General features: G+C 63.0%; 13 protein-coding genes. 7 read left to right on the top strand and 6 right to left on the bottom strand.

Annotation, left to right across the window (positions count from 1 at the left end; translation table 11 throughout):
* Positions 1 to 82: 82 nt before the first annotated feature.
* The 3 genes from AC6IZO_RS08530 to hpt form a co-directional block, all read right to left on the bottom strand.
* On the bottom strand, positions 83 to 712 hold the full coding sequence (locus tag AC6IZO_RS08530; RefSeq protein ID WP_497804358.1) for a class I SAM-dependent methyltransferase: 630 nt from the start codon (positions 710 to 712) through the stop codon (positions 83 to 85).
* 6 nt (positions 713 to 718) lie between these two features.
* On the bottom strand, positions 719 to 1,438 hold the full coding sequence (deoC, locus tag AC6IZO_RS08535) for a deoxyribose-phosphate aldolase (protein ID WP_497804359.1): 720 nt from the start codon (positions 1,436 to 1,438) through the stop codon (positions 719 to 721).
* A 91-nt stretch (positions 1,439 to 1,529) separates the two neighbouring features.
* Positions 1,530 to 2,045 carry a hypoxanthine phosphoribosyltransferase gene (gene hpt / locus AC6IZO_RS08540; protein WP_497804360.1) on the bottom strand — a complete coding sequence of 172 codons (516 nt, stop codon included), beginning with the start codon at positions 2,043 to 2,045 and terminating at the stop codon, positions 1,530 to 1,532.
* A gap of 271 nt (positions 2,046 to 2,316) precedes the next feature.
* Between hpt and AC6IZO_RS08545 the strand changes: the two genes are divergently transcribed.
* The gene (locus AC6IZO_RS08545; protein ID WP_497804362.1) at positions 2,317 to 3,957 is read left to right on the top strand and encodes an adenosine deaminase family protein; all 1,641 of its coding nucleotides are present in this window, start codon (positions 2,317 to 2,319) and stop codon (positions 3,955 to 3,957) included.
* 85 nt (positions 3,958 to 4,042) lie between these two features.
* On the opposite strand, the gene AC6IZO_RS08550 is transcribed toward AC6IZO_RS08545, so the two are convergent.
* On the bottom strand, positions 4,043 to 4,603 hold the full coding sequence (locus tag AC6IZO_RS08550) for a thioredoxin fold domain-containing protein (RefSeq protein WP_497804363.1): 561 nt from the start codon (positions 4,601 to 4,603) through the stop codon (positions 4,043 to 4,045).
* A 108-nt stretch (positions 4,604 to 4,711) separates the two neighbouring features.
* Positions 4,712 to 5,479, bottom strand: a complete 768-nt coding sequence (locus tag AC6IZO_RS08555) for a hypothetical protein (RefSeq protein WP_497804364.1) — start codon at positions 5,477 to 5,479, stop codon at positions 4,712 to 4,714.
* A 317-nt stretch (positions 5,480 to 5,796) separates the two neighbouring features.
* Here AC6IZO_RS08555 and AC6IZO_RS08560 point away from each other — a divergent pair, with 317 nt between their 5' ends.
* Positions 5,797 to 6,348 carry a DUF2141 domain-containing protein gene (locus AC6IZO_RS08560; RefSeq protein ID WP_497804365.1) on the top strand — a complete coding sequence of 184 codons (552 nt, stop codon included), beginning with the start codon at positions 5,797 to 5,799 and terminating at the stop codon, positions 6,346 to 6,348.
* 125 nt (positions 6,349 to 6,473) lie between these two features.
* On the opposite strand, the gene AC6IZO_RS08565 is transcribed toward AC6IZO_RS08560, so the two are convergent.
* The gene (locus AC6IZO_RS08565; protein ID WP_497804366.1) at positions 6,474 to 6,809 is read right to left on the bottom strand and encodes a c-type cytochrome; all 336 of its coding nucleotides are present in this window, start codon (positions 6,807 to 6,809) and stop codon (positions 6,474 to 6,476) included.
* Between the two features lie 171 nt (positions 6,810 to 6,980).
* Between AC6IZO_RS08565 and AC6IZO_RS08570 the strand changes: the two genes are divergently transcribed.
* The 5 genes from AC6IZO_RS08570 (at position 6,981) to AC6IZO_RS08590 (ending at position 14,652) form a co-directional block, all read left to right on the top strand.
* Complete coding sequence (locus AC6IZO_RS08570) at positions 6,981 to 7,424, top strand: DUF2141 domain-containing protein (RefSeq protein ID WP_497804367.1); 444 nt, start codon at positions 6,981 to 6,983, stop codon at positions 7,422 to 7,424.
* Positions 7,425 to 7,559: 135 nt separating this feature from the next.
* Positions 7,560 to 9,434 carry an ABC transporter ATP-binding protein gene (locus AC6IZO_RS08575; protein WP_497804368.1) on the top strand — a complete coding sequence of 625 codons (1,875 nt, stop codon included), beginning with the start codon at positions 7,560 to 7,562 and terminating at the stop codon, positions 9,432 to 9,434.
* A 58-nt stretch (positions 9,435 to 9,492) separates the two neighbouring features.
* Positions 9,493 to 10,902 (top strand): CCA tRNA nucleotidyltransferase, encoded by a 1,410-nt coding sequence (locus AC6IZO_RS08580; RefSeq protein WP_497804369.1) that lies wholly within the window; start codon positions 9,493 to 9,495, stop codon positions 10,900 to 10,902.
* Positions 10,903 to 10,950: 48 nt separating this feature from the next.
* A complete protein-coding gene (locus AC6IZO_RS08585; protein WP_497804370.1) occupies positions 10,951 to 13,173 on the top strand; it encodes a sensor histidine kinase in 2,223 nt (740 codons plus the stop codon).
* A gap of 126 nt (positions 13,174 to 13,299) precedes the next feature.
* Positions 13,300 to 14,652 (top strand): sigma-54-dependent transcriptional regulator, encoded by a 1,353-nt coding sequence (locus tag AC6IZO_RS08590; protein ID WP_497804371.1) that lies wholly within the window; start codon positions 13,300 to 13,302, stop codon positions 14,650 to 14,652.
* Positions 14,653 to 14,677 lie beyond the last annotated feature (25 nt).

Consider the following 14,677-nt stretch of genomic DNA (forward strand, 5'->3'; position numbering starts at 1 on the left):
TCGAGATTAACCCACGGCCGTGACGATGGGAAGTGGAATGTCCTTCCGTCGCCGGAGCCGCAGAATACGCGGGTCTGGAGCCCTACGCCCGCCCCGGATCGTGGCGGAAAATACCCTGCCAGAAAGACTTACCCTCGGGCAGCGAGGTCAGTGAGTGCTCCACCAGAGCAAAGCCTTCTTGCTTGAGCCGGACGCACAACGCACCCTGATCCACAAAATGGAAGCCCTGCGCCAGAGTCTGCAGGGAGGCACGGGCGGTTGCCGCCACCGCCGAGGTGGTCGTGCTCGGGCATTGCAGCACCACGGAGAACCAGCCGCCCGGCAGGACCAGCGAGAGCGCATTTTCCAGCGCCAGTTCGGTGCCCGCATGCTCGAAGATCAGCGCGGCGTGTACCAGCGCGAATGGCTCAACCGCGAGCTTCTGTTCCGCCAGGTTCGCGGCAATCAGCTCCAGGTTCGGTAACGCGGCAAAGCGCGTGCGAACCGCCTGCAGATATTCGGGATTGAAGTCGACGCCGCAGACGCGCTGCGTCACGCCCGGATCGACATGCTCCAGCCCATTGCCGCCAGCCACTCCCAGCACGGCCACGGACGGTGGCTGCGCCAGCTCCAACGCCCGCGCAAACAGCAGCGAGAGCGCACCGAGCTGACGGTTGTCGCTCATGTGCGCCTCGTAATCGGACAGTGGAACGTCGAGCCAGGGTTCTCGCATAGGCGGCTAGGAAAGCTCCGGCGCGCCCAGTTCGCGGAGGATGGCCACGCTGGCGCTGGCGCCGATGCGATTGGCTCCGGCATCGACCATGGCCAGCAGGTCGGCTGCGGTGCGGATGCCTCCGGCGGCCTTCACACCAATCTCGGTGCCCACCACGCCGCGCATCAGCGAGATGTCGGCGACGGTGGCGCCCGCCGTGGAGAAGCCGGTCGAGGTCTTCACAAAATCGACCTTGGCGGCCGCCGCCAGCTGGCAGGCCAGAATCTTCTGCTCGGTTGAGAGCAGGCAGGTCTCAAGAATCACCTTGAGCTTGGCGTGGTGGCGATGGCAGAGCACGGCCAGCGAGCGCATCTCGGTCTGCACCAGGTCGCGGTTGCCGCTGCGCAGGGCTCCAACGTTCAGCACCATGTCGAGTTCGCGCGCGCCCAGTTTGATGGCGTCGGCAGCCTCGGAGAGCTTGGCCGTGGAGGTGGTGGCGCCCAGGGGGAAGCCGATGACGGTCCCGATGACGACCTTGGTGCCGCGCAGTTCCACCGCGCACTGCGCAATGTTCGAGGGGTTCACCATCACGGAGAACAGGCCGTAGGTTTTCGCCTCGTGGCAGAGCTTGGAGACCTGCTCACGGGTGGCTTCCGGCTTCAACAGCGTGTGGTCAATCAGGCGTGCGGCTTCGCGCCAGTCCTTCTTCAGGTCAGCGGAGGAGGGGATGACAGTGGTCTTGGTCATGAACACCTGGCATGGCGCTCCGCGCGCAACCGCGCCGCGGAGGCAGGCTCGGCCGGAGCGGACGCCGCGCGCCCGCTCCACCGGCAATCACTTACGGAACAATGCAGATATCCGGCAGGTTGCGGTAGCGCTCGGCGTAATCCATGCCGTAGCCGACCACAAACTCGTCGGGAATTTGGAAGCCCACGTAGTCGGCCTTGATCGGCATGGCGCGGCGGGAAACCTTGTCGAGCAGCGCGGCGATCTTCAGCGACTTGGGGTGGTGCGCGTTGAGCACGCGCGTCAGGTAGGTCAGCGTCAGGCCGGTGTCGAGAATGTCCTCGACCAGGATGACGTTCTTGCCCTCCATGGAGTGATCCACGTCCTTCATCATCTTCACTTCGCCGCTGTTCTGCTTCTCACTGCCGTAACTGGAGACGGCGATGAAGTCGAACGTGGCGTCCAGTGTGATGGAGCGGGAAAGGTCGCTCAGGAAAATGGCGGCGCCTTTGAGCACGCCAATCAGCGTGACGGGTTGCCCGGCAAAATCCCGGCTGATCTGCGCGCCCAGCTCGGCTACGCGCGCGGCAATCTCTTCACGGGTGAACATTACCTTCAAATCGGACATATCTGAGGGATTCCTCTTCATGTTTGCAGCAAAAGAGGGATGGTAGATGGATTTGCGGGAAGATTCAAGTTGCGCCCGAAGGCGGCTCCGTGCTTGCGGCGGGGCCGAGCCGGGGTGAGAACATCGCACCGCTTCCGGTGCACCTCGCCCCCACCTTGGCGCAATCGGCAAGAAAGCGTTTCAGCCCGCCCTCCATCTGCCGTATCATCAAAGTATCTGGATTATCTTCCCTTAACGATGGCCGCCTGATGCGGCATAAGGAGAACGCCCCATGCGCTGCAGGACTGCAGCCCAGAGTTTGTTGTTGCTATCCGCCATTGCGGCCACCTCCGCGATGGCGCAGGTTCACGCCTTCCGCGAGACGCCCGCCCGCCCGGCAACGGCTGCCGGGCAGGTAGCTGCACATCCGCAACCGGCGCCGGAACCACCCGAGACCCGCGCGGACCACGTTTTTGACCAGGCTCGCTACCACGACGGAGCGCTCTATGCCTTCCTCCGTGAGATGCCCAAGGGCGCCGACCTGCACAACCACGATGTGGGTTCGGTGTATGCCGAGAGCTGGATTCAGTGGGCGGCCCAGGCCGGCCTCTGCGTGGACAAGCACACGTTCGCACTGAGCAAGCCGATGTGCCTCTTGGGCCAGACCGAGGCCAGCAACGCGCTCAAGGATCCGGTGCTCTACCGCGAAATGCTTGATGAATTCAGCATGCGGGGCGCCCCACGCAACGGCATGCCGGGCGCCAGTTTTGCCGGGCATGATCACTTCTTTGACACGTTCTTTAAGTTCTTTGCCGCCGCCGAAGGCAACATGGGCAGGGTCTACGCCGAGGTGGCCACGCACGCCGCTGACAGCCACGTGCAGTACGTGGAACTGATGAGTTCGCCCGACAATGGCGCAGCCATCGGGCTTGGCACCCACCTGAAATGGGACGACAGCAAGACCGAGGCCGACAACTTTGCCATGATGCGCGCGGCGCTCGAGCAGAACGGGCTCGACAAGGCCGTGGCCGACGCCCGCAAGAACCTTGACGCCTGGGAGGCGGAGCGCGATACGGTGCTCGGCTGCCAGGCCGCCAGCCCGGCCAAACGTCACGCAGGCTGCGGCGTCAAGTTCCGCTACATCTACCCGGTGCTGCGGGCCTTCCCGCGCGAGCAGGTCTTTGCGCAAATGGCGCTGGCCTTTGAACTGTCAAAGCAGGATCACCGCGTGGTCGCCATCAACATGGTGCAGGCTGAGGATTGGCAGGTGCCGATGCGCGACTTCCACCGCCACATGGCGATGGTCGACAGCTTCAAGCAGCTTTATCCGCAGGTGCACGTCACGCTGCATGCCGGCGAACTGGCTCCGGGCATCGTTCCGCCGGAGGGCCTGCGCTTCCACATACGCGAATCGATTGAGCGCGGTCACGCCGAGCGCATCGGGCACGGCGTGGACGTAATGTATGAAAACGATCCGCAGGAGCTGCTGGCGATGATGGCCCGCCGGGGCATTCTTGTGGAAGTCTGCCTGACCTCGAACGAGGGCATCCTCGGCGTGCACGGCAAGCAGCACCCGCTGGCCGCCTACCTGAAGGCAGGCGTGCCGGTGGCGCTGGCCACAGACGACGAGGGCGTTTCGCGTTCGGAGATGACGCGGGAATACATGCGCGCCGTGCGCGACCAGCAACTCGACTATCCGGCGCTGAAGCGCATGGCACGCAATTCGCTCGAATATTCCTTCCTGCCCGGCGGCAGCCTGTTCAGTGACGCGCACAAATACACGTTAGGACACGACTGCAACCCGGCAGGCACACCCAGCGCCAACTGCAAGGCCTTCCTCGCCACCAGCGAAAAGGCGCACGAGCAGTGGAAGCTGGAGAAGGCCTTCGTGGAGTTTGAAGGCCACCTGCGCGAGGAACCGAAGCGCGACTAGCCAACGCCGCACACGAAAATCAGCGCGAAAGCAACAGAGGCTGCCTCACTCGGGGCAGCCTCAAGTTATTTGTGGGCCGTTTGTCCTATCGATCGTAGAAGTGGCGGAGCTTCTGTTCCAGAGTGCGGGCTTCCGTGGCTGGCATTGCAGGCGCGGCCTTGGCCACCATCTTCATAAACCAGTCAATCTCCTGCGGAGCTTCCGGAAAGCCTGTGCTGCCGTAACCGGGTGCGATGGAGTTCGCGATCACCTTGCCATCGCCCGAGAGAAACAGGAAGAACGGCACGCCCTCAGTACCGCCGAGTTTTGCCAGCATCTCGTTGGCACCCGGCGTGTTGCGCTCCGGGTATCGCCCGGCCTCTTCCATCGCGTTCAAGTGCTCGACCACAAAATAGCGCGCGATGATCGGCTGCACTGCCGGCAGGGCCAGGTAGCGATCCAGCATTTTGCACTTGGAACACCACGTGGCGTGAAAGACGAGCAGCACCTGTTTGTGCTGTGTGGCAGCGGTGTTCTCTGCACGGCGAACAATGACTTCGGCTGTTTCGCCCGATTGCCCGAACAAGCCCGAACAGGAAAGCAACAACACTGTGAGTGCAAGAAACGCGCGGATTCGCATGGCGGCCATTGTAACCGCAGCTTTCATGCAGCGGTTCGTTCACTCCAAGCTTCCTCACGAAGCATGAAGACTTGGAACAAAAGAAAAAGGCCGCTCTTTGCGGGCGGCCTCCCTCTTGACGACTGTGTGAAACGCTTACTTCACGTTCTTGCCGAAGCTGAACGCCGGGCCGATGGTGAAGCGCATGCTGTTGCGCGAATCCTTCAGGAAGCCGTCGTACAGGAACACATGCACGAAGTCGAAGGAGAAGCGGATGGCAGTGTGCTTGGTGGCCTTCACGTTGAAGCCGCCACCGAAGCCGTAGAAGTAGGTGGTGTCATGCTTGCTGCCGTCGGAGGTCAGCAGGCCGCGCCCCTCGAGGTCCCTCACCACCAGCGTCTGGTAGGGGTCGGTGGTTGCCGGCACCGGCTTGGCCTTGGCCGTCTCGTGGATGGCACCCAGCGCCGGGCGCACGAACAGGCTGACGCGGCCAAGCTTCTTGGCGCGAATGTTCACCTGCGGGCCAAGACTGAAGGTCTGCGTGGTGGCATTCAGCGGCACGCGCAGCTCATAGCCCGTGGGCGGAGCAGGCACGATGTGGTCCGTAATGGCAGTCACCAGATCGGCGTTGAGCGCGCTCTGCAATGACGGAGTCAACTCCGCAGTAGTCAGCGCCGTGTGGCCGGTCTGGATGCTGTAGTCGACGCCCATCACCAGCCAGCGGTTCACGTTGTAACCGAATTCGCCATCCCAGCCGCGCTGAACAAGGTTCATCTTGGGCGTGGCCAGGTAACTGAAACCGCTGTAGAAGTCGTAGCGGCCAACGTAGTCTTTGTCGTTCGAGGGTTGAGTCTTGCTCTGCGCAACAGCAGCAAGCGAAAGGCACAGCAGCACGATACAAATCGAGATGCGGCGCATCTGCATCAGGGGCTCCGTTCAAAAAAGTTGTGTTGTATCCGGGCGACTCAAGCGCGACATACTGGCGGCGAGACAGGTTTTTCCCATCTCCCCAAGGACTGGAACGTGCAAGCACCGGCCCCACATTTTTGCCCGCCATCGCCGGGAGGTCGCCTAAGGATAGTGCATGTGGATGCGTTGCAGGCAAACAAGTTTCACATTTTTTAAAATTTCTGAAGCATCGTTCAGACTGAATGAAGATTCATTTATGAATGAATGTTCATTCAGTAAAAATGCGCCTTTCGCGACACCTCTCCTGCTTGTGTAACAATAGTGTGAAAGCCATGATTTCTTATTCCCTGCTGGCGGCAAGCCCCGCCTGTTCCAGAGGCCGCCGCAAATCGGATCTTTGCGTTCCGAATCTTCGCCGTTGCCTGATCGCTCTCTTCCTGCTGCTGTTCAGCGGGCTGACCACGCCGCGCCTGCGTGCCGCTGACGGCCCTGCCCAGGACAGCAACCTGACGGCCGCCCGCACCTACCACCTGACCATCGTGGTGGAGGGAGTGCGCAACAACGTCGGCAACATCGGCTACCTGGTGTTCAACTCACCCAACGGCTGGCCGGACACATTGAAACTCGCACTGCGCGGCGGCACCACGCAGGCCATCGCCGGACGCACCGTCATACAGATCCCCAACCTGCCCGAGGCCGACTATGGCGTGCTCATCATCCACGATGAGAACAACAATCAGAAGCTCGACCGCGACTGGAAGGGCATCCCGAAAGAGCAGTGGGGGATGTCGAACAATCCGCGCGTGCTGCTCTCGGCTCCGACCTTCCAGCAGGCGAAGTTTCATCTGGGGTCGGATCGCGAGATTCACATCATTCTGAAGTGAAGAGTTGCTGAAGGTTCCGCGAGGTTGCGAAAGGTTTCAACGAACTTCTGCAGACAGCGCGCTAAGACACGAACGCCCCGGAAATCTCCGGGGCGTTGCACTTTGCAAACTGTCTTTGTGCCGGGCTAGTACGACATGGAACGAATATAGGTGGAGATATTGCTGATCTCCATGTCCGTGGCCTGCACCTTGTGCATGCCAACGTAGCCGTAGTTGAGCGGCTTTTTGCCGCGCTTTTTGTAGACCAGCTCCGGATCGTGTATGAACTCGACCATCTCCGCGCGGCTGTACTTGCTGGCGGCGTGGCTCAGGTTCGGCCCGCCTCCGGCCAGGTGGCAATTGGAGCAGCCCAGGCGATAGAACGCCTTCTCGCCGCTGCTTACCTGCCATCCATGCACCCCTGCGAAGACGCTCAGCACGGCGCACACTACACCTACCGCCCACTTCACCCCAGGTTTCATGAAATCACCCCTTGCATTTGGTCACGAATACTATGAGTATGTACGACATTTGCCCGGTGCGCCAGTGGGGTGTCCGGCGAAGAGCCTCGTCTGCCAGTTCCCTTCGTGTCTGCATGGCTGGCAACGCGGCGCACAACACCATCAACTGCTCAAGATTGAAGGAGGCGCACGTTGCGCAACTGGATCGCGTGTATCACTTTGCTGGCCGCATGCTGCATGGCGGCCGTGGCGGAAGGCCCCAAGGCCACGGAGGGCATCACCCTGACCGTAGTTGTGGAAGGCGTGAACAAGGACGGCGGTAACGTCGGCGTGCTGGTCTTCAACAATGACAAAGGCTGGCCGGAAGACCGCTTTGCCGCGCTCAAAGACGTTGTGACCCCGGCGCATCCGGGCACCGTCAAGATCGTCATCCCCGGACTGGCCGCTGGCAACTATGCCCTCTCTGTGGGCCACGACGTGAACCTGAACCACAAGGTCGACAAGAACTGGATTGGCAAGCCGACCGAACAGTGGGGCATGTCGAACAACCCGCACGCCACCGTGAAGGCTCCCGGCTTCGGCAAGGCACAGTTCCAGCTCAGCCATGACATGGAGATTCACGTCCAGATGCAGTAAGCGCGGTACACTATTGCGCGAACCCATGTGGGACGGCGGGAGTGGGGCTTCCGCCGTTTGCCGCTTTCCGCGGCGCACGGGTTGATAACCACTGCACCACCGGAGACACACAGCTTGCGCCATAGTCCCGCAGGAATGCATGTAAGGCACTCGCCGGCACCCTACGCCGACGGACGCAAGCCCGAATACTTCCGCGCGCTTCCTGAGATCTGGCAACTGCTGAGTCCGCGCCGGGGGCTGCTCGCCCTGGGCTTCGGGCTGATGGTCATCAACCGCGTCAGCGGTCTGGTGCTGCCCCTCTCCACCAAGTTCCTCATCGACAACGTCATCACGCCGCGCCAGATGCAGCTGCTCTATCCGCTGGTGGGCGTGGTGCTGCTGGCCACCGTCATACAGGGCCTCACCTCGTTCGCGCTGACGCAGACGCTCAGCAAGGCCGCGCAGAAGCTGATTGCCGAGCTGCGCATGCGGGTGCAGGAACACGTGGGCCGCCTGCCCGTCAATTACTACGACACGAACAAAACCGGCATGCTGGTTTCGCGCATCATGACCGACGTGGAAGGCGTTCGCAATCTGGTCGGCACCGGCCTCATCGATTTTGTCGGCGGCATCTTCACCGCCGTGCTCGCTCTCGGACGCATGCTGCAGATCAGCCCACAGATGACCGGCGTTGCCTTCGCCTTTGTGCTGGTCTGCGGCTTTGTGCTGCAGAAGGCCTTCCGCACCATCCGGCCCATCTTCCGCGAACGCTCGAAGATCAACGCGGAGGTCACCGGCCGGCTGACCGAATCGCTCGGCGGCGTGCGCGTGGTGAAGGGCTACCACGCGGAGGACCGCGAGCACGAGGTCTTCAGCAAGGGCGTGGGACGGCTGCTGGATAACGTCTACCGCTCGCTGACGGCGACCTCGCTGATGAGCCTGTCGTCGGCCATGATCATCGGCGTCATCGGCGCGTTCGTCATGCTGGTGGGTTCGCGTCAGATTCTTGCCGGACAGCTCACGCTCGGCGGCTACCTCAGCTACACCTTCCTGATGGTTTACCTTGTGGCGCCGCTGGTGCAGGTTGTCGGCGTGGGCACGCAGATCACCGAAGCCGTTGCCGGACTGGAGCGCACCGCCGAAGTGCTGCGCGAAAAGCGGGAGGATCAGGACCCGGAGCGTTCGGAGACGCTGCCCACCATTCACGGAGAGGTCGAGTTCGAGCATGTGAACTTTGCCTACGAGCAGGAGAAGCCGGTGCTGCACGACGTCAGCTTCACGGCTCCTCCAGGCACGGTGACCGCGCTGGTCGGGCCTTCCGGCTCGGGCAAGAGCACCATCATCGGGCTGCTCTCGGCCTTCCACAAACCGACCACGGGCCGCGTGCTCGTGGATGGACACGACCTGGCGCACGTGCGGCTTGACAGCTTCCGCACGCAGCTTGGTGTGGTGTTGCAGGATTCATTCCTCTTCGACGGCTCCATCCGCGAGAACGTGATGTTCTCCCGCCCTGGCGCTACCGAGGAGCAGTTCCTGCACGCCTGCGCGCTGGCACGCGTCGACGAGTTTGCCGAACGCTTCCCCGAGAAGTACGACACCATCATCGGCGAGCGTGGCGTGCGACTGAGCGGCGGACAGCGCCAGCGCGTTTCCATTGCACGCGCCATCCTAGCCGAACCGCGTATTCTCATCCTCGACGAAGCAACCTCGAGCCTCGACTCCGAATCCGAGGCGATGATTCAGCACGGCCTCAGCTTCCTGATGAAGGACCGCACTACGTTTGTCATCGCCCACCGGCTCTCCACCATCCGCCGCGCCGACCAGATCTTGGTCGTCGAAGACGGCCGCATCCTGGAGCGCGGCACGCACGAGCAGCTCTACGCCGCGCAGGGACGCTACTACGACCTGTACACGCGGCAGCATGGGCTGGAGCAAAACCTGTTCCTCGCACCCGGAGAAGGCGACAGCGTTCCCGAGGACGAAAGCAACGAGGCCGCGCCCGCAACTCCGAAGAATGGCCAGGACTTGTAGCCAACGCCCAACTTCACAGATTGACGCTTTGAACATGCCCCCGGAGTAAAGTATCCGCATGACGTCCCGTGAGGCAGCCATTCGCGTGATTCGTGCCCTGCGCGCGCAGGGCCACCAGGCTTACCTGGTGGGCGGCTGCGTCCGCGACACACTGCTGGGGCGCAAGGCCTCCGACTACGACGTGGCCACCAGCGCGCGCCCGCCACAGGTGATGCGCCTGTTTGCCGAGACCTGGGCCGTGGGCGCGCAGTTCGGCGTGGTGCTGGTTCCCTTCCGTGCGCTGGGCGCTGAGGGAGAGCCCGCGCCGGAGCCTCCTGCGCCCGGCTCACACCCGAATTACGTCGAGGTCGCCACCTTCCGCAACGACGGCGCCTACAGCGACGGACGCCATCCCGACGCGGTCCGCTACTCGGACTCGCCCGAAGAGGATGTGAAGCGGCGCGATTTCACCATCAACGGCATGATGATGGACCCGCTCGCCGAGGATCGCGTGCTCGATTTTGTGGGCGGGCGCGAGGACCTGGCCGCTGGGATCATCCGCACCATTGGCGAGCCGGAACGCCGCTTTACCGAAGACAAGCTGCGCCTGCTGCGCGCCGTGCGCTTTGCCGCACGCTTCGGCTTCCACATTGACGACGCGACGATGGCGGCCATGCAGCAACTGGCTCCGAAGATCACGCAGGTGAGCTGCGAGCGCGTGCGCGACGAGCTGACCCGCATGCTCACCGAAGGCCACGCGCGCACCGCCTTCGAACTGCTCGACGCAAGCCACCTGCTCGAACACGTGCTGCCGGAAATTGCGCGCATGAAGGACGTGGAACAGCCGCCGCAGTTTCACCCGGAGGGTGACGTCTTTACACACACGCTGCTGATGCTGGAGAAGCTGCCCGCCGGGGTGAGCCGCACGCTCGCCTGGGGCGTGCTGCTGCATGACGTAGGCAAGCCCGCCACCTTCCGCCGCGCACCCGACCGCATACGCTTTGACGGGCACGTGGAGGTCGGCGTGCGCATGGCCGAAGAACTTTGCATGCGGCTTCGCTTCAGCAACGCCGAGACCGAGCTGATTGCAGCGCTGGTGGCGAACCACATGAAGTTTCCCGCCGTGCGCGAGATGCGCGAATCGACATTCAAACGCTTTGTGCGCCAGCCCGCGTTTGACGAGCACCTGGAACTGCACCGCATTGACGCCCTGAGCAGCAACGGCTGCCTCGATTACTACGACTACACGCGCCAACGCCTGGCGGAGATGCCGCCGGAGCAGGTGCGGCCCGCGCCGCTCATCAACGGACACGACCTCATCGCGGCAGGCTATGCGCCCGGCCCGCAATTCAAGCAGATGCTGGAAGCCGTGGAGGACGCGCAGCTTGAGGGCCGCGTGGCTTCGCTCGAGCAGGCGCTGGCGCTGGTGGCCGCGCAGTTCGGTCCGCCGCCCGATTCCGCCGAAGCCGCCCCGCAGCGGATACAATAGGCACGCGGCGCGCACAGCCTCCGTGCCGCCGACGAAAAGACTGAAGCGATGGCAGACAACGACCGCATTCAACGCTCACGCAGGAACCGCAGCATCCTCGCCGGAACCGGCGTGCTGGTGCTGGTCGCCATCATCTTTTCGCAGGCCGCCTTCAACCTCAAATTCCTCCGGCCGGACACCGCCAGCGAGACGCTGATTTTTGCCGCGCTCTCCGCGCTCATCTTCCTCGGGCTTGTCGTACTGACATTCGTCCTGCTCCGCACGCTGCTCAAGCTCTACCTGGAGCGGCAGTCCGGCATCCTCGGCTCCAAGTTCCGCACCAAGATGGTGCTGGGCGCTCTTCTGCTGTCTTTCGCACCGGTGCTGGCGCTGTTCGTGCTTTCCTACGGGCTGATGAACCGCTCCATTGAGAAATGGTTCTCGCGTCCGCTGGAGGAGGTACGCGAGCACACGACGGAAGTCACACACCTGCTGGAGGACTACGCCGGGCAAAATGCATCGGCGGAGGCTGCCGCCATCGCCAGCTCCACGGAAGGGCAGAAGGCATTCAACTCTGGCGACTTCACGCCGCTTATGGCTGAGATACGCCGCCGCCAGCAGACCTTGCAGGATGGATTCGTCGTCGCGCTTTTCGGCGGACAGATGGAGGCCAGCTACCGTCTGCCGGAAGACTGGGCCACGCTGCGCGGAAAGCTGCCGCTCTCTTCGCTGAACCACGCCAAGACGCACAGCTTCAACCTCAACGGGCGCGAGTACATCATGGGCTCGGCCAAGGCGGGAGAACAGGGCGCAGTACTTGTGGCGCTGCCGCTGCCGGTAAAGTACTCGGACACCCTGCGGCTGCTCGACAGCAGCGAGCAGAAGTACGCTCAATTACGACGCGAGCGGAAGCTCATTCGCCAGACTTACATGCAGATGCTGCTGCTGGTGACGCTGGCCGTGCTGTTTGGCTCCACTTGGTCGGCGCTGGCGCTCTCCAAGCTGGTGACGCGGCCGGTCTCGGCGCTGGCGCAGGGCACGCACGAAATCACGCAGGGCCGCCTCAACTACCGGGTGGATGTGACCGCCAATGACGAGCTTGGCGAACTGGTTGTCTCCTTCAACAAGATGGCCGCCGAGTTGCAAAACAGCCGCGGCGACCTCGAACAGAGCCAGCGCCAGTTGGAAGACGCCAACGCACAGCTCGAACAGCGCCGCCGCACGATGGAAACGATTCTGGAGAGCATTCCAACCGGCGTGCTCTCGCTCGACGCCGCGCTCGGCGTGCGCACGGTGAACCCCGCGCTGGTGCGGATGTTCCACCTGCCCACGCTGCCCGGAACCGCCAGCCTACAACAGCTTTCCGACCTGGTGCCGCCCGAGATCACTTCGGACCTCACGCGTATGACCCGCCGGGCTGACCGCATGGGCACCGTCAGCAACCAGATGGAGCTGGCCATTGGCAACACCAAGCTGAACGTGGGCGTAACCGTGGCCAGCATGGACGCGCCCGGCACGCGCACCGCCGACCGCATGGGCTACGTCGTCGTCTTTGAAGACCTCTCCGACCTGCTGCGGGCGCAGACGCAGATGGCCTGGCGCGAGGTGGCGCGCCGCGTCGCTCACGAAATCAAGAACCCACTGACGCCGATCACGCTCGGCGCTGAACGCATCAAGCGCCACATCCAGCGCGGCATTCCCGACGAAACTTCACGCGGGGTGATTGAGCAATGCGCGGAGACCATTGCAGGATCGGCCGAGACCGTGCGCGCGCTGGTGGATGAATTCTCCGCCCTCGCGCGCTTTCCCCAGTCTTCGCCCCAGCCCAGCGACCTGAACGCCATCATCGACAACGCGCTGGCCATGTTCGAAGGCCGGCTCTCCGATATCAAGGTGACGCGTGATTTGGCCTCCGATCTGCCGCCTGTGATGGCCGATCCGGAAGCCATCAAACGCGTAGTGGCCAATCTGGTGGACAACGCCGCCGAGGCCACGCGCGACTCGATCATGCGCGAGATCAGCATCTCCAGCACATTGCTGGAGACGCGCGATGCCGTGGAAGTGGTGATTGCCGATACCGGACATGGCGTGACGCCGGAGATGAAGGAACTGCTCTTCACGCCGTACTTCACTACCAAGAGCCGTGGCACCGGACTCGGGCTGGCAATCGTCAACCGCATTATCGAAGAGCACGGCGGCACCATCCGCGTGGAGGAAAACCGCCCGGTCGGCACGCGCTTCATCTTCGAACTGCCTGTGGTAATGGATGGCGCCACGCGGCGTGACGGCTGAGAAGACGCACTGTTTACGCAGCAGTCCTCCCATGTATGAAACGGACCGTTCACTTGGCGCGGCGGCTGCACGCTCCACGCGCCACCGCGCAAGGTACAATCAGTGGTTGACCGGGAGCAGCCGAAGATGACCCACGTACTCGTGGTTGATGACGAACTGAACATCCGCCAGACGCTGAGCGGAATCCTCGAAGACGAAGGCTATAAGGTCTCCGTGAGCGACAGCGCCGAAGCCTGTCTGGAGGCGCTCGCGCACGAGCACTTTGACGTGGTGCTGCTCGATATCTGGCTGCCGGGCATGGACGGACTCGACGCGCTGGAGCGCATTCGCTCGCTCGAAGACCGCCCGGAAGTGGTCATGATCAGCGGCCACGGCAACATTGAGAGCGCCGTGCGCGCCACCAAGCTCGGCGCCTATGACTTCCTCGAAAAGCCGCTTTCGGCCGACAAGACGCTCATTGTTTTGAAGAATGCGGCTGAAGCTCGCCGCCTCCGCTCGGAGAACCTTGAACTGAAGCGCCAGAGCGCGCCGCGCGCCGAAATCGTGGGCGACAGCGTGCCGATGAAGGCGCTTCGTCAGCAGATCGGCCTGATGGCGCCGACCAACGGCCGCGTGCTCATCTACGGCGAAAGCGGCACCGGCAAGGAACTGGTGGCACACGCCATCCACGCGCAGAGCCTCCGCAAGGACGCCATGTTCGTCGAAGTCAACTGCGCGGCCATCCCCGAAGACCTCATCGAGAGCGAACTGTTCGGACACACGCGCGGAGCGTTCCCCGGCGCAACCACAGAGAAGGAAGGCAAGTTCCAGAAGGCTGACGGCGGCACGCTGTTCCTTGACGAAGTGGGCGACATGAGCCTGAAGACGCAGTCGAAGGTGCTACGCACACTCGATGAAGGCCGCTTCTCGCCCGTCGGGCTGGATGAGCCGATCACGGTGGACGCGCGCGTCATCGCCGCCACCAACAAGGACCTGGAAGACGAGATCACGCACGGCAACTTCCGCGAGGACCTCTTCTACCGCCTGAACGTGGTGCCGTTCTTTGTGCCGCCGCTGCGCGAGCGCCGCGAGGACATTCCACTGCTGGCCAACCACTTCCTCGCCGAGTTCAGCGCGCAGTACAGCCGCCGCACGCGCGAGATGGCCGACGAGGCCATGGACGTGCTCATGCGCTACTCCTGGCCGGGCAACGTGCGCGAGTTGCGCAACGTCATTGAGCGCATCGTCATCATGAACCCCACGGTTCACAAGCTGGAGCGCAAGCACCTGCCGCCGCTGCTCTACCGCGAAGGCACGCGCCGCGCTCTCGGCGAGTTTTCCACGCTGAGCCAGGCGCGCGCCGCTTATGAGCGCGACTACATTCTGAAGAAGCTCGACGAGAACCACGGCAACGTGAGCCGCACCGCCGAAGTGCTCGGCCTGGAGCGCAGCCACCTCTACCGCAAGATGAAGGCCCTTGGAATTGTCGTAAAGGAGTAACCGCCGCAAGGGCTCACGCGCCGTT

The sequence above is a fragment of the Oryzophilus luti genome, assembly GCF_059726245.1.